A 17,695-nucleotide genomic window follows, 5' to 3' on the forward strand; every position below is an offset into this window, starting at 1 on the left:
GCTAGCGGCCGTGTAGCGGAGTCACTCCATGGTCACTCATCTCGGAGGCGCTATTGTTAGTGTGCGTGCGACAGGGCTGAGCGAGGGAAGCGGCCGACTGGGGTTTCAAGCTTGACCCCAAACCCGATAATTGGCTTTGCTCGGGTCGACTCGCCACGCATCCCAAGTCAGGTGCCGGCGATGCAGCCGACCACTCAGCGGTTGAGCTTACGCATGCGCTCCGACGGCGTGATGATGTCGGTCAGGCGGATACCGAATTTGTCATTGACCACCACTACCTCACCCTGGGCAATGAGCGTGCCGTTGACCAGAACATCCATCGGCTCGCCGGCCATGGCGTCGAGTTCGACCACCGAGCCGTGGGCCAGTTGCAGCAGGTTCTTGATGGTGATCTTGGTGCGGCCAAGCTCGACGGTGATCTGGACGGGGATGTCGAGGATCATGTCGAGTTCGTTCATGATCCCGCCCTGACCGACCGGCGCAGAGAAAGACGGGAAGATGTCGGCGGGTTGGGCCGTTGCCGCAATGTCGCTCGGGGCTTGCTCGGCCATGGCGGCCGCCCAGTCGTCCTCGCTGATCTGGCCGGTGTCTTCGGCGGGGGTTTCGATGTTTTCGATGTCGTCAGCCATTTTTCTCTCCCATCACCGGTTCCCCGGGCGGTGCTTCGGGCGTTCCATTGATGAAGCGCTCGACTTTAAGTGCATATTGGCCATTTTGCTGACCGTAGGTACATTCCATCAAGGGGACGTTATCCACCTGCGCTTCGATGCGAGGCGTCAGATTGAGGGGGATGACATCGCCCTCCTTGAGATTGAGAATTTCGCGCAGCGATATTTTGCCCTTACCCAGATGCGCCACGATTTCCACTTCGGCCCCCTGCAACTGCTTGCGCAGCGTGCCGATCCACCGCTTGTCGGTAGACAACTGATCGCTTTGCATGGTGCTGTAGAGCAGATCGCGAATCGGTTCGAGCATCGAGTACGGGAAGCAGATGTGCATGTCTGCGGTGGCGCCGCCGAATTCAAGGGTGAAGGTCGTCGATACGACGATTTCGGATGGGGTCGCGATATTGGCGAACTGCGAATTCATTTCTGAGCGAATGTATTCGAAGTTGATGTCGTAGACGGGCTTCCAGGATTTGCTGTATTCGGCAAACACGACGCCAAGCAGGCCCTGGATGATGCGTTGTTCGGTGGCCGTGAAATCGCGCCCTTCGACCCGGGTGTGGAAGCGGCCGTCGCCGCCGAACATGTTGTCGACGACGAGAAAGACCAGGTTGGGGTCAAAGACGAACAGCGCGGTGCCGCGCAGGGGCTTGGCAATGACCAGGTTCAGGTTGGTCGGGACGACCAGGTTGCGGATGAACTCGCTGTATTTCTGGACACGAATCGGGCCGACTGAAATCTCGGCATTGCGATGCATGTAGTTGAACAGGCCGATCCGCAGATAGCGGGCGAAACGCTCGTTGACCAGTTCCAGCGTCGGCATCCGGCCACGGACAATTCGCTCCTGGGTGCCGAGGTTGTACGAACGTATCCCGCCGCCATCCCCCTCGTGTTCCTCCGGGTCGTCGGTCTCGCCGGTGACGCCCTTGAGTAGCGCGTCAACCTCGTCCTGGGATAGGAAATCTCCCGCCATGGATCCTTATTGAACAATGAATGAGGTGAACAGGACCGCCTTGACCGGGCCTTCAGGCGCGGCAGCGGCTTTTCCTTTCTTGCTCTTGACCGGGGGCTCGATGATGGCGTTGATTTCATCCTTGAGCTCTTCGGCCAGCTTTTCCTTGCCTTCCTTGGGCAATAGTTCGGACGCCTTTTTCGATGACAGCAACAGCGTCAGATCATTGCGAATTCTGGGCATCTTGGCCTTGACTTCCGGCTCTGCAAGCGCATCTTCGATTTCGAGTGTGAGCATGACCTGGAGATACTGGTCGCCGGTTTCGGGGACGAGATTGACGGTGAAGGTTTCCAGATTGAGAAAGACCGGATGCACTTCCTTCTTCTTGTCCTTCTTTTTGGCCGGCTTGGCAGTTTCCTCTGCCGATTCCTCGTCTTCGGCGTGATCGCCCTTCTTGAGCAGCATGAAGGCTGCGCCGCCACCGCCCAGCACGAGCAGGAGAACGACGGCGAGGATAATGATCAGTTTCTTTTTGCTTTTTTTCGGGGGGGCTTCTGCCCCTTCTTCGGCTGGCTTGGCAGCATCCTTCGACATTGTCTTTCCCCTCTACTCAATCATGACGATCCGGCTAAGCGAACAGGTCGACCAAACCTCGTCCCCGTTGAATTGGAATTCCCGCCGGGGCTGAGCTTGCGTGACTATCGGGCGAAAGTATAGCGTTTTCCCCGGAGGAGCGGGCCTCATTGGCAAATTGATAAGATGCTTCACGGTTTTGTGAGGGCATGTGGCTGCCGACATTGGCTTGACCGAGACTGATGCCGGCAGTGCTAAACATTTCCCGCAATTGCGGTAGTGAGTCCTGAATGGCCTGGCGCACCTCGGGGTGCGGCGAAGCGAAAGTCGCGCTGGCCTGGTCGCCGTTAAGCGATATGGAAATCTGCACGGGACCGAGTTGCGGCGGGTTGATGTTGATCTGGGCGACCTGCTGGTCGTTTTTGGCTAACCAGACGATGCGGTTGCCAAAATCATGCGGCCAGCCTGGTTCGTTGAGGGGCGTACTGATCGCTGCTGGCTGACTGGGTGGAGTCGAGGCCGCGGTGGCCGAGGTGCCGGTGGCCGCGAGGGCGCTGGTGAAGGCAGGGGTGTAGCCACTGTTGCCGGGATTGCCATCGCCGGCAAGAATTGCCGCATTTGCCGTCTCTGACCGCTGCGTCATGCGCGGCTCGGCCAGTGGGACGGTTGCCGGGCTGGTGGCGGGAAGTGTGGCTGGCGGGGTGTCGACGGTTGCCGGTCGGGTTGTTTCCAGCAGGGGTTTGCGACCTTCCTTGGCGGCAGCGCCGGGGCTGATCGCCTTCGCCAGTTGATCGGCAGGGCTGGGCTTTTCCTCGGCAACGCCCGGCTGAGGGCGGTTCTGCAGCGGCGAGACAAGCTGTGGGGCGAGATATTGGGCGACCAGGCTCGGGTCGGTCGGAACCAGTTCGGCCTCGTCAGCTTCCTTCCGCGCCTTGTCGTCCGGCATCTTTTTGTTCTCCGCTTCTGCCACCGACGCGCTGGCCTGGGGCTGCCTGGGGGCGGGAGACAATGCGGCGAGTACGCTGGCGGCGCTTTCCGCGGGGCTTGGTGTCGTGGCTATCGGACGCTTGTCATCGACCGGCGGCAAGGGCGTGCCTTGTTCGGTGTTCACCGCAGCGCTTACTTTGGCGATCAAATCATCCAGTGCCTGGATGTCAGCTGTCTGTCCGGCCACAGGTGCTTCTCCGGTTAGCAATGTCGGGTCTGTCTGGCCTGCTGTCGGAATCTGCTCGGCGAGAAGGGCTGCGAAGTCGAGTGGCAGGCCGCTTTCGAGAAGCGAGTCGACCGTGCCGGGTAAGGCTGATTTTCCACCGATGGCAGCAGGCAAACCGGGAATCGTCGTAATGCTCATGATCAGACCTTGATGTACATGAAGTTGACATCAAAGTAAGCAAGGCATGTGCCTGGTCTCAGTCGGATTGTTCTTCGCTGCGCACGGCATATTTGCGGACGGTGTGTTCATCCTGGATTTTTTGTTGCTGCTTGTTATCGATGACCTTTTCCCGGAGGTCGTGTCGATGCGACAGCGTATCAATGGCTTTCAGGCGCTTGTTCTGTTCTTTCCAGTTTTCCTGCCCGCTCGCCGTGTTCTGTTCGGAATGGCTGACGGCCAGCGTTTGCTGGCTGATTGCATCATCGATCCGGGCCAGGAAGTCCTGATAATTGCGCAGGGCCATGGGGGTCAGCCCTTGGGTACAGGCATCGCGCAATTTGACGGCATATTCGGCCCGGTAGTCTTCAAGCATCTGCAGGCGGTTGCGGGCGCTTTGCTCGGCGGCAATGAGGACGCCGAGTTGCCGCGTGGCTTCATCGGTGCGGGTCTGCATCAGATCAAGCAGAGGCTGCAAGGAAAACTTGTTGGCCATGGTTTAGGGGAATAGCGCGCCCAGGGCGCCGACGCTGCTGGCAAAATCGGCCTGCTCGGTCAATTGTTGCTGCAGGAAGGCTTCCATGCGCGGATAGAGACTGATGGCCTGATCGAGGACCGGATCGGAGCCGGGTGAGTAAGCGCCGACTGAAATCAGGTCGCGGGAGCGCTGGTAGCGGGCGAAGAGCACTTTGAAACGGCGAATTTCGTCGAGGTGGGCCGGTTCTATCAGGTTAACCATGGCCCGGCTGATCGATTGCTCGATGTCGATTGCCGGGTAGTGACCGGCGTCGGCCAAGGTGCGTGACAGCACGATGTGGCCGTCGAGAATGGCGCGGGCAGCATCGGCAATCGGGTCCTGCTGGTCGTCGCCTTCGGCTAGCACGGTGTAGAAAGCGGTCATCGAGCCGCCGCCTTCCGGGCCATTGCCAGCGCGCTCGACCAGTTGCGGCAGGCGGGCAAATACCGAGGGCGGATAACCGCGTGTCGCCGGTGGTTCGCCAATGGCCAGGGCAATTTCGCGTTGCGCCATGGCATAACGGGTCAGCGAGTCCATGATCAGGAGAACCTGTTTGCCCTGGTCGCGGAAATGTTCGGCAATACTGGTCGCGTAGGCCGCCCCTTGCAGGCGCATCAGCGGGCCAGTATCGGCCGGCGCGGCGACGACGACGGCGCGGCGCATGCCTTCTTCGCCAAGGATCTGTTCGATGAACTCCTTGACCTCGCGGCCACGCTCGCCAATCAGCCCGACGACGATGACTTCCGCCTCGGTGTAGCGGGCCATCATGCCGAGGAGCACGGATTTGCCGACGCCGGAGCCGGCAAAGAGGCCCATGCGCTGCCCCCGGCCGACCGTCAGCAAGGCGTTGATCGAGCGAATGCCCACATCGAGGGGGTGTTCGATGGCCGCCCGGGTCATCGGGTTGATCGGGCGGCTTTGCAGGGATCGCGTTTTGGTGGCCAGGAGCGGCCCCTTGTTGTCGAGGGGGCGGCCAACGCCATCCAGCACCCGGCCAAGGAGTTCGTCGCCGACCGGCCCTTGCTTGGCGCGATCGATGGCGCGACGCTTGTACTTGAGCGGAAAGTCGACGCGGGGTGCGGGGTTGGGTGGATCGCAGGCGATAACGCGGGCACCGGGTGCCAGCCCGTAAACGTCATCGGAAGGCATCAGGTAGAGCTTTTCGCCGGCGAAGCCAACCACCTCCGCTTCGATGGGCGCTCCCGTTCCCGGGAATACGTAGCAGGAACTGCCTAGTGGCAGTTTCAGGCCGGATGCTTCCATGACCAGGCCATTGATCCGGGTCAGATGGCCGGCCGGCCACAGAGGCTGGGCTGATGAGGCGGCCAGCTGACAGCCTTCAAGAAAACGCTGCCAGCGCCCGACGTGGTCGGGGAGGTGGGTCAAGGCTGGTTCATCCATTCGGAAGGCGTCGTGCCGATTGATTCGAGAACACGCTTCCAGCGGGTTTCGATGGTTGCATCGATCTCGCTTGTGCCAGCGGTGAGCAGGCAGCCGCCGGGCGAAATGGCAGGGTCATCAATGATCTGGGTGCCGGTCTGGGCGAGTTGTTCGCCAATCTGTTCGCGAATCAACGGGCTATCGGCCGGATTCATGCGGAGAATAACGTGGGCGTGGTGCAGGGGCAGGGCAGCGACAGCTTCGCGAATAACCGGCAAGAGCAGCTCGGGGCGCGTGCGGATGGTGCCGCGGAGGACCTGGGCGGCTACTTCGAGGGCGAGGTCGAGAAGCTGTTCGGCGATGTGCTGGTCGAGATGGGCCAGCGAGATGTGCAGATTGCCGAGGAGTTCGGCAAACTGGGCCGAGCTTTCGGCGGCCGTAATCGCCATCGCCTGTTGGGCGGCTTCGAGACCTTCGCGATAGCCGGTGCTGTAACCCTCGGCTCGGGCCGCTTCGTGGCTGCGCTGAAGTTCATCGAGGGTTGCTTGGCTGTGCGTGGTCCGTGCTTCGGTTGCTTGCGGCACGGTGGATGCGCTGGCAATGGACGGGGGGGCAGTATCGGCGACCGAAAGTGCCTGGGTATTCTCGTCGAGCGATCCGATGTTCCAGCGTTGGAAGCCGCCCAGTTTGTCCTTCGGGATGACGCCGGCCATGTTCGCTTAGACCATTTGCTCGCCGCCGGCCCCGCCGAGGACGATTTGTCCTTCGTCGGCCAGACGGCGGACCACCTTGAGGATTTCCTTCTGTTCGCCTTCGACTTCGGAGAGGCGAACCGGCCCCTTCGACTCGAGGTCTTCGCGCAGCATTTCGGCAGCCCGTTGCGACATGTTCTTGAAAATCTTTTCGCGCAGTTCGGGCGAGGCGCCTTTGAGCGCGAGAATCAGCGAGTCGGACTGCACTTCGCGCAGGATGAGCTGGATCGAGCGGTCGTCGATCTCCATGAGATTTTCGAAGACGAACATCTCGTCGAGAATCTTCTGGGCGAGGTCAGGGTCGTATTCGCGGATCGCATCGACGACCGAGGTTTCGTTGGCCGTGCCGATGAAGTTCAGAATCTCGGCGACCGTCCGGACGCCGCCCATCGCGGTGCGCTTGACGCTGCCCGAGCCGGACATGATGCGCATCATCGCTTCATTGAGTTCGCGCAGGGCGGTTGGCTGAATACCCTCGAGGGTGGCGATGCGCAAAACGACGTCGTTGCGCAGACGTTCGGTGAAGTGATTGAGGATTTCGCTGGAGTGGTCGTGCTCGAGATGAACCAGGATGGTCGCGATGATCTGCGGGTGCTCATTCTTGATCAGGTCGGCAACGGTCGTCGCGTCCATCCATTTCAAGCCTTCGATGCCGGAAGTTTCGCCACCTTGCAAAATGCGCGAAATGAGATTCGAGGCCTTGTCGTCGCCGAGTGCTTTGGTCAACACCGAGCGAATGTAATTGTCGGTGTCTACGTGAACCGCACTGTGTTCTTCGGCGTCCTTATGAAACGCGTCGAGGACGGTTTCAATGGTCGTTCTCGGCACGCTCTTGAGCGACGCCATGGCATGGCCAAGCTTTTGCACTTCGCGCGGCCCTAGGTGCTTGAGCACCTCGGAGGCGTTGTCTTCGCCGAGGGCGATGAGCAGAGTGGCGCTCTTTTCCAGGCCGTCGTCGCTAGGAGGCATTGGCGCCCATCCAGTCCTTGATGATGTTGGCGACCGCCTTGGGGTCGGTCTGTGCTATGTCGCGTGCCTTTTGCACCTTGTCGGCGTAGTTGTCCATGATGCTGGTGTCGGCGCCTTGCTCGCCGTAGGCGCCAGCCACGCGGGCATGGTTGGTGGCGTTTGCTGCTTTCTCGGCCTCGGCGGCTGCCCGGCGCTCTTCGGGCGACGGGAACATCGTCTTTAGCGATGGCTGGATGACCTTCTTGAAGAGGAAAGCGACGATCAGGGCAATCAGCAGGTATTTGACCAGATCCTTGGCAATCGAAATGTTTTCCGGATCTTTCCATAGCGGGGCGGAGGCTTCGTTCTTGTCGCCGGCCGTAAACGGCGCGTTGGCCACCGAAATCGAGTCGCCGCGTTCCTTGTTGAAGCCCATCGCCTCGCGGACCAATTCGTTGATCTGTTTCATTTCGGCATCTGGCAACGGCTTGTTGACCGGCTGGCCGTTCTTGTCGACATCCTTGCGATGATTGATGACGATGGCGGCGGACAGGCGGCGGATGTCGCCCATGCCTTGCTTGGTATGGCGGATGGTCTTGTCGACTTCAAAATTGACGGTGGCGTTCTTGCTCGTGTTCACCGGCTGGCCAACGGCGTTGAGCGGTGCAGTCAGGCCGGCGGCATCAAGGCGGCCCTGGGCTTCACCCGGCTTGCCTAGCTGGGCGGGCGCCGTGCCGGTGCCCGGTTGGGTCAGCGGGGCGGTGGCCGGCACCGGTGGCTGATTGGTCAGGGCGCCTGGTACGCCACCGGCTGACTGGTTGATGCTGGCTGATTCGTTGGTCTGCCGGCTGCGAATGGCCGTGGTTTCCGGGGTGTTGTTGGGACGGTAGCTTTCGGCCGTCTGCTCGCTTTGGGAGAAGTCGATATCGGCGGCGACCTGAACCTTGAAATTGTCGTTGCCCAGCATTGGCTTGAGAATGTCTTCGATACGCTTGATGATGCTGCCTTCGATATCCCGGACATATTTGACCTGGGCGGCGTCGAGGCCGGCTTCGGTTAGCTTGCTCTTGAGCTGGGAGAGCAGGGTGCCGCTCTGGTCGATGACGGTGACGTTGGTGGCCGGCAGCTGCGGTACGCTGGACGAAATCAGATGCGTGATGCCGGCGATCTGGCCGCTATCGAGGGTGCGCCCGGCATAGACGTTGAGCATGACCGATGCGGTCGGCTTTTGTTCTTCGCGGACGAAGACCGAGGGCTTGGGAATGGCCAGATGGACACGAGCTGACTGGACGGCGCCGATCGACTGGATGGTGCGGGCCAGTTCGCCTTCGAGACCTCGCTGGTAATTGACCTGTTCGGCAAACTGACTGATGCCGAATTTCTGGTTTTCCATCAGTTCAAAGCCCACCATGCCGCCGCGCGGCAGGCCCTGCGAAGCGAGTTTGAGCCGAATGTCGTGCACGCGGTCAGCCGGTACCTGCAGAGCGCCGTTCTCGCTGTAGCGATGCGGGATGTTCTGCTGTTCGAGGGCGGTGACGATGGCGCCACCGTCCTTTTCGTTCAGATTGGAGAAAAGTGTCTTCCAGTCGGGCTGGCGGCTCCACAGGATGGTGCCGACGACGATGGCGATCAGGGCGGCAATGGCGACGATGAAGACAAGCTTCTGCTGACTGCCGAGCCTGTTGAAGGCGTCGCGCAGACGCTCTGCCGGATTTCCTCCCGGTGCGTTTCCTGCTGTCGTCTCAGTAGTTGCTGCCATCAATAGCCGGTCAAATTGCGGTGAAACAGAAGAAGAATCAATAGAGAAGCCAAATTATCCTAGAAATATTCTACTATTACCCGAGCTGAATTCACCCTTTCTTTTTTCGCAGTTGCCGCCCAGAGCGATTCCTTGACCCCTGATACCGACACGAAGACCGCCGAATTGCAACGGGCGTTTGCCATGTTCAATCAGGTTTCGGCCGAACTGACCCAGGCCTATGAGGCGCTTCAGGTTCGCGCTACCTCGCTGACCGAAGAGCTGGCGGTGGCGAATGGCGAGTTGCGCCGGCAGTATCAGGAAAAGGAAGCGCTTTCCGAGCGTCTGTCGTCCTTGCTGGATGCCTTGCCGGCGGGCGTTGTCCTGCTCGACGCATCAGCCATCGTGGCGGCGGTTAATCCGGCGGCCATGGCGATTTTCGGCGACGATATGGTGGGTTGGCACTGGGGTGATGTGGTCCGCGCCAGCTTGGAGCCGACGATGGCGGTTGGCGAATGGCTGCATGGGGAAAATCGTTTGTCGATCGGCGAAAGCGCCCTGCCATCAGCTGGCGGAAAGATACTGCTGATCCATGATGTGACCGCTGCCCACCGGATGAAAACCGAGCTGGAGCGTAGCCAGCGACTCGCGGCGATGGGGGAGATGGCTGCCTCTCTGGCCCATCAGCTGCGCACGCCGTTGGCGGCAGCCCTGCTGTATACCTCCAATCTTGGCGCGGCAGGTGTGTCTGATGAGATGCGGGCGAAATTCTCCGAAAAAGCGTCCGGCCAGTTGCGACGCCTTGAGCGGCTGATTCAGGACGTGCTTCTTTTTGCCCGCGGCGAGAGTATCGGCCGGGATGTCATTCCGGTTTCCGATCTACTGGCTGAGGCGGCGCAAACCGTCGAGCCGTTGATGCGTGAACACGGGCTGACTTTTGTTGCAGAAGATGCCTGTGACGGGGCGATCATCGTCGGTAGTCGCAAGGCTTTGTTCGGGGGGCTGGTCAATCTGCTCGAGAATGCCATGCAGGCCACACCGGCAGGCGGCAAAATTTGCCTCTCCGGCAATTGTCGCGGCGATCTGGTGGCGATTGGCGTGCGCGATAGTGGTCCAGGAATTACGCGTGACATGCAGGCGCGGATTTTTGAGCCGTTCTTTACCACCAAGGGGCAGGGAACCGGCCTCGGTCTGGCCATCGCACTCGGTGTGGCGCGGGCGCATGGCGGGGCCATCGAAATTTTTTCGGAGCCGGGTGACGGCGCCGAATTTGTCATTACCTTGCCGGTGGCACCGGCAGAGAGCGAATCTGAACACCATGGCTGAACATAGTTTGCCCATTCTTGTTGTCGAAGATGATCCCAGTCTGCGTGAGGCGATTGGCGATACGCTCGAGCTTGCAGGCCGCCCGTATGTCGCCGTTGATGGTGGCGAGGCTGCGCTGGCGGCGCTGGGCGAACAGGCTTTCTCGATTGTCGTCAGCGATGTGCGGATGATGCCGATGGATGGCATTGCCTTGCTCAAGGAAATCCGGGCCCGCCTGCCCCATCTGCCGGTGGTCCTCATGACGGCTTACGCCGAGGTGGACAAGGCGGTCGACGCCATGCGTTCCGGGGCCTGCGATTTCCTGCTCAAGCCGTTTGAGCCGAAGGCCTTGCTGGCACATATCAACAAATACGAGTTGCCGGATACCGATGATGGCGGTGGTGTGGTTGCCATCGATCCGGCCAGCCGTGACCTGTTTGCTATCGCCCAGCGCGTCGCCCAGACCGATGCGACAGTTCTTCTGACCGGAGAGTCAGGGGTTGGCAAGGAAGTGGTCGCTCGCTTCATTCATCGCCAGTCGGCCCGGCGGGAAGGTCCGTTCGTCGCCATCAACTGTGCCGCGATCCCGGATAGTCTGCTTGAGGCCACGCTGTTCGGTTACGAAAAGGGGGCCTTTACCGGGGCGCAGCAGGCACAGGCCGGGAAGTTCGAGCAGGCGCAAGACGGTACCTTGCTCCTCGACGAAGTTACCGAAATGCCCATGGGGCTGCAGGCCAAGCTCCTGCGCGTCCTGCAGGAACGCGAGGTCGAGCGGGTTGGTGGCAAGAAGCCGGTGGCCCTCAATATCCGCATCGTCGCCACCTCTAACCGCGATATGGCGGAGGCTGTGGCGAAAGGGGTCTTCCGCGAGGATCTTTACTACCGGCTCAATGTTTTTCCGGTGGCCATCCCGCCGTTACGTGAGCGGCCGCTTGATATCGTGCCGATCGCCCGCTATTTTCTGGTCGAGCATGGTGGTCGCTTCGGACGCAGCGGCGTCGGTTTCGGCCCCGCAGCGGAACAGGCGCTGCTGCGTCATGGTTGGCCCGGCAACGTGCGCGAGCTTGAAAATGTGATTCAACGGGCACTGATTTTGTCCACCGGGGCGGAGATCGGCGTAGACAACCTGAGACTGGCTCCCGCGCCAACATCACCGCAGGCCGGTGAGGTGTCGCGGCCAGCCAGCGAAGCGCCACTGCTTGAATCCGACAAAAGGCTTGATAATATGAAGGATATAGAGCGCGAACATATCCTTCGGACCTTGGCCGAAGTGGGTGGCTCGCGGAAAATGGCAATCGAGAGGCTGGGTATTTCAGAGCGCACCTTGCGCTACAAGCTGCAGCAGTATCGGGATGAAGGTTTTTTCAAGGATTGAGTTGGCCTGACTATTGCTTGTATTGAGGCAGGTTTAAGGAGCTGGTTATGGACACCCAAGGTATTGAACAAATGTTGAGCGTGTTGCGGTCCACCGCGGCGCAGGCTACCGGCAAACCGGCTGAAAGCACCGGTGCGGGCGCGGCCGGCGGTGTCGATTTTGCCCAGGTCCTGAAATCGTCGATCGACAAGGTTAACCAGACCCAGCAGCAGGCCGACACGATGGCGGAAAAACTTGCCGCCGGCGATACCACCCAGAATCTCCACGAAGTCATGATCGCGTTGCAGACGGCCAGCGTTTCCTTCCAGGAAATGGTGCAGGTCCGTAACAAGCTGGTGACGGCTTATCAGGACGTGATGAACATCCAGATTTGATGAGTGGTGTCAGAGGCGCAGATTAGCGAGTCTTGCGCTCTCGCGACTGGCGAGCGATATAGCGCTCAATAAAGGCCTGACGGGTGCCGGGCAGGCTGACGAATTCGCAGCCCAGGCGCATTTGTTGTTCGCCGTCGGCCATTTCGCTCTTGAGGATTTCGCAGACGCGCAGGTTGATCGACAGTACGCTTTCGCCGGGAATTTCCAGGCGGCAATCATGAAACAACTCCCCCAGCGTAAACAATTCGGCGTCCCGGATCGGGCCGAGCAGGCTTAGGCCACCACCACTCAAATCGAAAACCGGGTAATCGAGAACCATGTTGTGCCCGGATGCCTTGGCAACGGCCAGCTGGCAGCGCAAGGGCTGTGCTTGCGGTGTTTCGACGCGAAAGAATTCACGTCGCTGCAGGCGCAGGAGGTCGGTCGGAATAGCGCCGCTGAAGGCCGGGTTGCCATCGATGGTAGTCGTTGAAAGACCAGAAATGCGAAGCTGGATCTTGATCCGGTCAAGCGGGGCTGACAGGGTGATGCGGGTCGCCTTGAGCGCCGCCTCGTTGTTTGCCGCGTGGTTGGAACGGTCGAGGATGAGCTGGTTGCCGGCTTCGTCAATGCCGAGCAGGGACGACAGGAAGAACTGTTTGCCTTCGTCAAGATAAACGGTAATCAGCGTCCGGTTCTTGAGCAGGGCGCGCAGGTGGATGAGGATTTCGGCGCGGTTGTGGAGAAGGTATTTGCCGTAGCTGGCGGGCTGGTCGATTTCGAAAACTGGAACCGATACGTCGTTCTGGGCAATAGTCATGAAACCTGAATCACGGTGGTGGTTGAGCGGGCGGGCTGCTGAGGGTGTTGGCGCTATTATGTTCAAGACGGTAAAGCCAGGCCAGCAGTTCAGCAACTACCCTGTATAACTGGGGTGGGATGCGCTCGTCAATATCCACTTGGGTGAGTAGTGCGACGAGTTCGGGGGATTCATGGACATATATGCCATGTTCCCTGGCGCGGGCAATGATCTGCTCGGCGATCAGCCCCTTGCCCTTGGCCACGACGCGCGGAGCGGCATCGGTCTGGCCGTAGGCCAGAGCGACTGCCTCGCGGGTGGCGTCACTACCCGGCTTGGCCATGATCGACGCAGATTTGGGTCAGGTTCAGTCCGGCGGCTGTCAGTTGCTCGCGTAGCGCCTGGGCACCGTCTCGCAACTTGGCCTCACTGGCTGGCATTTCTGCGCTGACTGAAATGCTGACAGCGCCGCCTGCCCCCAGGCGCAGCGCGACATCGATGCCGCCGAGTGCGGGTAGGTCGAGTTTGAGGCGGGTCAGCCACTGGCTATCGGGTTCGCCATCCGGTGAGGGTCGGGATTCAGGATCGCCGGAAATTTCCCACCACATCGGCTGTCCTGGCCAGACCTGGCCTTGCCAGACAAAATTCTGCGTCGCCAGACCATTGAGCTGTTGCTGGACGAGCGCCACCAGTTCGCGGGGAACCGGATTTTCGCTGGCCGCGGCCGGAATGTTTGTCGCCACTGCGCCATGGGGGGCGCCGTTTCGGTCGGGCAATCCCTGCGTAAGTGTTTCGCCGTATTTTTGATTGACTGGCACGGCCATGTTGAGGCCGGATGACTTATCCGGCAACTGCGTGCCGGGTGTCTCGAGATCAGCCGTGGTGCCTGGCGTGGCAGCTGGTGTCGCGGGCATCGCCGGTGATGACAGGGTGGCTGAAATCGCCGACGCTGCCGGGGCCACGAGATTACCCGGCAGGGGGCTGGCCGCGATAGCATCAGGCGGGCTGGCGACCGGTGAGGCAAGCGGAAAGCTGGCGCTGCGATTGACGAAAGCCGGGGCATTTTGCGGTGCTGGCGAGAGTTTTCCCTGTGGCTGTTGCAGCAATGCCGCCGTCGGCAATTGTCCAGTGACCCAGCGCGCCTGGTGGGCTTCGTAGAACATGCCGCTCTGCGTGAGTGCCTGCTTTAATACCGGGGCGAGATCGGCGGCGTTTTTTGGCATCGTCTCGACCAGTGGCTGGCTACGATTCAGTGGGGCTGGCGGGGCCTGCTTGCCTTCGCCTTCGAGGGGCGTCAATAAATTGCCGATGACCTTGCCGGCGTTGCTCAGCGAGGTGCTTACCGATTCCTGCGGCGGGGCCGCGTTGTTGCCGGCTGAGCGATTGGCCACGAAGGCCAGGGTCAGCTTGCCGTCGCTCTCGGTGACTTCAAGTTCGAGGACATCGCCGGGTTTGGCCGAAAACGGCAGGGCGAGCGTTATGTCGCGCTGGGAGACCAAGGCGCGGTAGGTGCCATTCGGCATCATCGCCTGAATTTCGGCCATGATGCGCTGGCCGGGGACGAGATTGCTCAGGACATCGGCAATGCGCTGGGCTGTGGCAACGGGTTGCGCCTGAGCGTTGGTGACCGATTGCAGGTCCGGCATGACCAGACGCAGACTGCTGGCGACGTCCGGCGGGATCATGGGGTGGCCGGTGGATCGATCGCTTTGGCAAAGGCGTGGACCAGACCGGAAATCTGATCTTTGCGTTCCGAGCAGACGGCCACGGCATCATGCAGGAGTAGCAGGACGCCCCTGACCTGTGCGGCACGCTCAGCCTTGGTCAGATCATGCGGTGGCGGTGCACAGAGAATATCCATGGTGTGCAGCAGATCGTGATGCAGACCATCGACTTTTTCCCATTCACCCTTTTCAGCAACCTCCAGCAAGGTTTGCAGGCCCCTGGAGAGCCGCAGAAGGATATCTTCCGGGCTAGGGTTGCTGTTCAGGATTCTGCCTCCCGGGGGTGCCGATTTCACGCCAGGCGGAGGCTATCTCGCCAAGCAAACCCTGAACTTCGCGAATGGCCGCTGCATCCTTGTGGACATTGGCATACACCAGACGCGACACCATGTATTCGTAAAGCGCCTTGAGATTCTGTGCCAGATCGCCACCCTGCTCGGTATCCAAGCTGGCCGAGAGGCCGCTCAGGATGATGTCGATGGCTTTCATCAGGGCGTCGGATTTTCCCTTGTAATCGTTGGCAGCCAAAAGCACCAGGGCTTGCTGCATCGCACTTTCAGCACCATCGAACAGCAGCACAATCAGGCGATGCGGGTCGGCACCACGGATATCGGATTCGATACTGATTTGTTGATAGGAGGCGATGGGGTTTGAAAACATGAATTGACGATCTGGACAAAAGTGCGATTATCTTAGCAAGGACAGGGCAAACGAGCGCCATTCTCCTGTTTCATTTCTGGAGTTGCGCGATTTGCTGACTGAGGTAGCTACTTGTGGTTTGCATGGAGCTAACCATCTTATCGAGCGCAGTAAATTGAGCACGGTAGCGCTTCTCGACTAGGCTGACCCGGAGTTCCAATGTGGCTTGACTGTCCTTGTAACGATTAACAGTAGTGTTGAGGCCACTGATTCGACTTGCCACAGAACCGTTGCCGCTCAGTATGCCTGTTACAGCCGTACTGTACGATTTGCCATAGGCATTGAGCACTTTGACGACATCGGTGGCTGATGTGCTGATTGCTGAACTTAGTGCGGCGGTATCGAGTTTTAGCTGCCCATTTGTCTGGACGCTGACACCGATTGATGAAAGCGTTTTCAAGGTGGCGCTGCTAAGTTCTGTTGGAACAGTTGTTCTGGCGCTACTCAATGTGTTGAGCAGCGAACGAACCGTGCCGTCGCCATTGAAGGCTTGGGCGGTTTTGGTGGTCGCGTCGTAGTTGCTATTGTTTTTTATCAGCGTAACCACCGCGTTATAGCTATCGACAAAAGCTTGCGCCGCTGCAGTAATCTTGGTGCTGTCATTTTGCACGGTGACGTTTGATGTCCCCAATTTCACAGCGGTCAAGGTCAGTCCAGCGATGTTCGAAAATGTATTGGTGCTTGAGTTGACTTCGATGCCGTCGATCTTGATCTTGGCATCCAGTGCGTCCTTGCGATTCAATCCAGCCGTAGCTGTGTCGAAGGTTGCCAGTGAGTCTTGTCCGCCCGATGCGGCGACTGTTGAAACTAACGAAAACCCTTTGCCAGTGCCCGATTTGTCACCGGTCATTACCATACGTTGCTTGCCCGTTGAGTCGGTAATTACGGTTGCTGTCACGCCGATTTGTGCGGCGTTGATGGCGGAGCTCACGTTTTCTAACGTCGCCCCTGCGCTGATGCTAATGGGCGTGGCAGCGACTCCGGCAACTGTGAAAGTTAGATCGCCAGCGGAGAAAGTAGTGCCTGCAGCATATGCGGTGGTGAAACTTTTTTGCGCGCTAGCCAGTTGCGTCACTTCCAGGCCATAACTGCCGACTGCTGCGGTGTATGAAGCACTTGCGCCGAGTACTGTCGTGTCGCTGGATGTTGCGCTCAGGGCCGAAAGTTTGGAAGGAAACTGTAGCGTATCGGCGGCTGAATTTAGCGCATCAAGCTTGGACTTTAGTGTGCCGTAGAGGGAAATTTGGCTATTGGCCGCCGAGATCTTGGTATCCAGCGCCCTGATGGGGGCTCGCTCGGCAGTAATGATGCTGCTTAGCATGGATTGCAAATCCACGCCGGTGCCTATGCCCAGAGAGCTGGTGGTTGCCATGGCGATTTCCCTCTATCGTTATGCCTTGTCTCTGATCAAAAGACCTTGCAGTTTGTCCAGGGCACGGGCAATTGCCACCGCTTCTTCTGATGGGAACTGTCGGATGACCTGCTTGGTCTGGATATCCGTGATCTTAACAATTTGGGAGCCCGAAGTGTCGTCAATCGAAAAGCTGAGTTCCGATTGTCTCGAGGAAACGAACTCGGCAATTTTTTCTACGGCTTGTTTGACTTCAAGCTTGTCTGGCGTTTTCTCGGCCGCCTGAGGGGGCTTGACCGGTTCGGCGGCCTTGCTACTTACAACGGCTGGCTGGCGTGTCGCGATAGCGGCGGCCTCTGGCAGGGGCGCGCGTGGTGGTGAATTTACGTTACTAATCAGATCGGTGGTCATTTTCGGCTCCTAACGAGAAAGGTGCAGCGGCCTGATAAAGCCACCGCACCTTTTTTCGAGTTTGAGGCAGCAGCCTATTAACGCAACAGAGTCAGCACGTTTTGCGGGATTGCGTTGGCTTGGGCAACCATCGCCGTACCTGCTTGCTGGAGAATCTGGAAGCGCGAGAGATTCGAGGTTTCCTGAGCAAAGTCGGCATCCATGATACGGCTTTGGGCGGCCCGTTGGTTTTCGTAGGAGGCTTGCTTCGCCTGGATGGCAAACTGCGAGTTGTTGATGATCGAACCTTGCTTGATCCGCTCTGTAGTGAGTGCCGCGAGGTCACTCGATGCGGCTTCGGCACCGGTTACAGCGATAGTCGCACCTGCAGTACCACCGAATTCAGCGATAGCGTTGGAGGCATCTGTTTGAACCGTTGCGGCTTGAGCTGAGAGCAGGGCACGTTCGGCCGAGGTTGCCGACGCTACACCAACGGCGTTCAATTCAATGATACGCGCCATGATGTCGCCGACTACTGCAAGGGCGCCATCGGCAATCTGGGCGGAAGAGATGTCGTCACCCAGTTTGCGGATTTTGACATTCGTAATACGGGCGGCTGCATCGATCTTGACGCCAGAGGCGAGACCCGAGGCGTCGTCCTTGGCGGAGTTGACGCGCAGACCGGAGGAGAGACGTTCAAGGGCCGAAGCAAGGCCGAGAGAGTTCTTGGCCAGATTCTTTTGGGCGTTGAGCGAGTAGTTGTTGGTGTTGATTTGTGACATTTTGATTCTCCTAATCTAGAAAG

Annotated in this window: 20 protein-coding genes; 3 read left to right on the top strand and 17 right to left on the bottom strand. The window is 59.4% G+C overall.

The window, feature by feature from the left end:
- Nucleotides 1–194 precede the first annotated feature (194 nt).
- From fliN to fliF, 9 genes are read right to left on the bottom strand one after another with little or no spacing between them, the layout of a single operon-like run.
- The gene (fliN, locus tag HYN24_RS03510; protein WP_117607983.1) at nt 195–629 is read right to left on the bottom strand and encodes a flagellar motor switch protein FliN; all 435 of its coding nucleotides are present in this window, start codon (nt 627–629) and stop codon (nt 195–197) included.
- A complete protein-coding gene (fliM, locus tag HYN24_RS03515; RefSeq protein ID WP_117607984.1) occupies nt 622–1,638 on the bottom strand; it encodes a flagellar motor switch protein FliM in 1,017 nt (338 codons plus the stop codon). Before fliM ends, fliN begins: the two co-directional genes overlap by 8 nt.
- A gap of 6 nt (nt 1,639–1,644) precedes the next feature.
- Nucleotides 1,645–2,211: a flagellar basal body-associated protein FliL gene (fliL, locus tag HYN24_RS03520; protein WP_117607985.1), complete on the bottom strand. Its 567-nt coding sequence runs from the start codon at nt 2,209–2,211 to the stop codon at nt 1,645–1,647.
- Between the two features lie 34 nt (nt 2,212–2,245).
- Nucleotides 2,246–3,541: a flagellar hook-length control protein FliK gene (locus tag HYN24_RS03525; protein ID WP_117607986.1), complete on the bottom strand. Its 1,296-nt coding sequence runs from the start codon at nt 3,539–3,541 to the stop codon at nt 2,246–2,248.
- A 58-nt stretch (nt 3,542–3,599) separates the two neighbouring features.
- A complete protein-coding gene (fliJ, locus tag HYN24_RS03530) occupies nt 3,600–4,055 on the bottom strand; it encodes a flagellar export protein FliJ (protein WP_117607987.1) in 456 nt (151 codons plus the stop codon).
- Between the two features lie 3 nt (nt 4,056–4,058).
- Nucleotides 4,059–5,462, bottom strand: a complete 1,404-nt coding sequence (fliI, locus tag HYN24_RS03535; protein WP_371413225.1) for a flagellar protein export ATPase FliI — start codon at nt 5,460–5,462, stop codon at nt 4,059–4,061.
- Nucleotides 5,459–6,169, bottom strand: coding sequence for a flagellar assembly protein FliH (locus HYN24_RS03540; protein WP_117607989.1), 711 nt, complete (start codon nt 6,167–6,169; stop codon nt 5,459–5,461). The genes fliI and HYN24_RS03540 overlap by 4 nt, the downstream gene beginning before the upstream one ends.
- A 6-nt stretch (nt 6,170–6,175) precedes the next feature.
- Complete coding sequence (fliG, locus tag HYN24_RS03545) at nt 6,176–7,177, bottom strand: flagellar motor switch protein FliG (RefSeq protein WP_117607990.1); 1,002 nt, start codon at nt 7,175–7,177, stop codon at nt 6,176–6,178.
- Nucleotides 7,167–8,915, bottom strand: coding sequence for a flagellar basal-body MS-ring/collar protein FliF (gene fliF / locus HYN24_RS03550; protein WP_117607991.1), 1,749 nt, complete (start codon nt 8,913–8,915; stop codon nt 7,167–7,169). The genes fliG and fliF overlap by 11 nt, the downstream gene beginning before the upstream one ends.
- A 132-nt stretch (nt 8,916–9,047) precedes the next feature.
- Between fliF and HYN24_RS03555 the strand changes: the two genes are divergently transcribed.
- Genes HYN24_RS03555 through fliE form a run of 3 tightly spaced genes read left to right on the top strand, consistent with a single transcriptional unit; the run spans nt 9,048 to nt 11,948 of the window.
- On the top strand, nt 9,048–10,220 hold the full coding sequence (locus tag HYN24_RS03555) for a PAS domain-containing sensor histidine kinase (RefSeq protein ID WP_240327723.1): 1,173 nt from the start codon (nt 9,048–9,050) through the stop codon (nt 10,218–10,220).
- Nucleotides 10,213–11,574: a sigma-54 dependent transcriptional regulator gene (locus tag HYN24_RS03560; RefSeq protein ID WP_117607993.1), complete on the top strand. Its 1,362-nt coding sequence runs from the start codon at nt 10,213–10,215 to the stop codon at nt 11,572–11,574. Before HYN24_RS03555 ends, HYN24_RS03560 begins: the two co-directional genes overlap by 8 nt.
- Before the next feature lie 47 nt (nt 11,575–11,621).
- On the top strand, nt 11,622–11,948 hold the full coding sequence (gene fliE, locus HYN24_RS03565) for a flagellar hook-basal body complex protein FliE (protein WP_117607994.1): 327 nt from the start codon (nt 11,622–11,624) through the stop codon (nt 11,946–11,948).
- 22 nt (nt 11,949–11,970) lie between these two features.
- Here the strand turns inward: fliE and HYN24_RS03570 are convergent, their stop codons facing one another.
- The 8 genes from HYN24_RS03570 to HYN24_RS03605 form a co-directional block, all read right to left on the bottom strand.
- On the bottom strand, nt 11,971–12,747 hold the full coding sequence (locus tag HYN24_RS03570) for a flagellar brake protein (RefSeq protein ID WP_117607995.1): 777 nt from the start codon (nt 12,745–12,747) through the stop codon (nt 11,971–11,973).
- 10 nt (nt 12,748–12,757) lie between these two features.
- Nucleotides 12,758–13,069, bottom strand: a complete 312-nt coding sequence (locus HYN24_RS03575; RefSeq protein ID WP_117607996.1) for an EscU/YscU/HrcU family type III secretion system export apparatus switch protein — start codon at nt 13,067–13,069, stop codon at nt 12,758–12,760.
- A complete protein-coding gene (locus HYN24_RS03580; protein WP_117607997.1) occupies nt 13,053–14,411 on the bottom strand; it encodes a flagellar hook-length control protein FliK in 1,359 nt (452 codons plus the stop codon). Before HYN24_RS03580 ends, HYN24_RS03575 begins: the two co-directional genes overlap by 17 nt.
- Nucleotides 14,408–14,656: a hypothetical protein gene (locus HYN24_RS03585; protein ID WP_117607998.1), complete on the bottom strand. Its 249-nt coding sequence runs from the start codon at nt 14,654–14,656 to the stop codon at nt 14,408–14,410. The genes HYN24_RS03580 and HYN24_RS03585 overlap by 4 nt, the downstream gene beginning before the upstream one ends.
- Nucleotides 14,657–14,699: 43 nt before the next feature.
- Nucleotides 14,700–15,110: a flagellar export chaperone FliS gene (gene fliS / locus HYN24_RS03590; protein ID WP_117607999.1), complete on the bottom strand. Its 411-nt coding sequence runs from the start codon at nt 15,108–15,110 to the stop codon at nt 14,700–14,702.
- Between the two features lie 70 nt (nt 15,111–15,180).
- Entirely contained in the window at nt 15,181–16,521 is a 1,341-nt protein-coding gene (gene fliD / locus HYN24_RS03595) for a flagellar filament capping protein FliD (RefSeq protein WP_117608000.1), read from the bottom strand.
- A gap of 18 nt (nt 16,522–16,539) precedes the next feature.
- Nucleotides 16,540–16,911, bottom strand: coding sequence for a flagellar protein FlaG (locus HYN24_RS03600; RefSeq protein WP_117608001.1), 372 nt, complete (start codon nt 16,909–16,911; stop codon nt 16,540–16,542).
- A 77-nt stretch (nt 16,912–16,988) separates the two neighbouring features.
- Complete coding sequence (locus HYN24_RS03605) at nt 16,989–17,672, bottom strand: flagellin (protein ID WP_117608002.1); 684 nt, start codon at nt 17,670–17,672, stop codon at nt 16,989–16,991.
- Nucleotides 17,673–17,695: the final 23 nt, after the last annotated feature.

It is taken from the genome of Dechloromonas sp. HYN0024 (assembly GCF_003441615.1).
In the GTDB taxonomy this organism is placed as follows: domain Bacteria; phylum Pseudomonadota; class Gammaproteobacteria; order Burkholderiales; family Rhodocyclaceae; genus Azonexus.

Coding starts and splice junctions, on each gene's coding strand:
- HYN24_RS03605 (WP_117608002.1), bottom strand. CDS start 17,672: ATGTCACAAATCAACACCAACAACTACTCGCTCAACGCCCAAAAGAAT.
- fliL (WP_117607985.1), bottom strand. CDS start 2,211: ATGTCGAAGGATGCTGCCAAGCCAGCCGAAGAAGGGGCAGAAGCCCCC.
- fliS (WP_117607999.1), bottom strand. CDS start 15,110: ATGTTTTCAAACCCCATCGCCTCCTATCAACAAATCAGTATCGAATCC.
- HYN24_RS03525 (WP_117607986.1), bottom strand. CDS start 3,541: ATGAGCATTACGACGATTCCCGGTTTGCCTGCTGCCATCGGTGGAAAA.
- fliJ (WP_117607987.1), bottom strand. CDS start 4,055: ATGGCCAACAAGTTTTCCTTGCAGCCTCTGCTTGATCTGATGCAGACC.
- fliE (WP_117607994.1), top strand. CDS start 11,622: ATGGACACCCAAGGTATTGAACAAATGTTGAGCGTGTTGCGGTCCACC.
- HYN24_RS03540 (WP_117607989.1), bottom strand. CDS start 6,169: ATGGCCGGCGTCATCCCGAAGGACAAACTGGGCGGCTTCCAACGCTGG.
- fliN (WP_117607983.1), bottom strand. CDS start 629: ATGGCTGACGACATCGAAAACATCGAAACCCCCGCCGAAGACACCGGC.
- fliG (WP_117607990.1), bottom strand. CDS start 7,177: ATGCCTCCTAGCGACGACGGCCTGGAAAAGAGCGCCACTCTGCTCATC.
- fliD (WP_117608000.1), bottom strand. CDS start 16,521: ATGGCAACCACCAGCTCTCTGGGCATAGGCACCGGCGTGGATTTGCAA.
- HYN24_RS03570 (WP_117607995.1), bottom strand. CDS start 12,747: ATGACTATTGCCCAGAACGACGTATCGGTTCCAGTTTTCGAAATCGAC.
- HYN24_RS03560 (WP_117607993.1), top strand. CDS start 10,213: ATGGCTGAACATAGTTTGCCCATTCTTGTTGTCGAAGATGATCCCAGT.
- HYN24_RS03600 (WP_117608001.1), bottom strand. CDS start 16,911: ATGACCACCGATCTGATTAGTAACGTAAATTCACCACCACGCGCGCCC.
- fliF (WP_117607991.1), bottom strand. CDS start 8,915: ATGGCAGCAACTACTGAGACGACAGCAGGAAACGCACCGGGAGGAAAT.
- HYN24_RS03580 (WP_117607997.1), bottom strand. CDS start 14,411: ATGATCCCGCCGGACGTCGCCAGCAGTCTGCGTCTGGTCATGCCGGAC.
- HYN24_RS03575 (WP_117607996.1), bottom strand. CDS start 13,069: ATGGCCAAGCCGGGTAGTGACGCCACCCGCGAGGCAGTCGCTCTGGCC.
- fliM (WP_117607984.1), bottom strand. CDS start 1,638: ATGGCGGGAGATTTCCTATCCCAGGACGAGGTTGACGCGCTACTCAAG.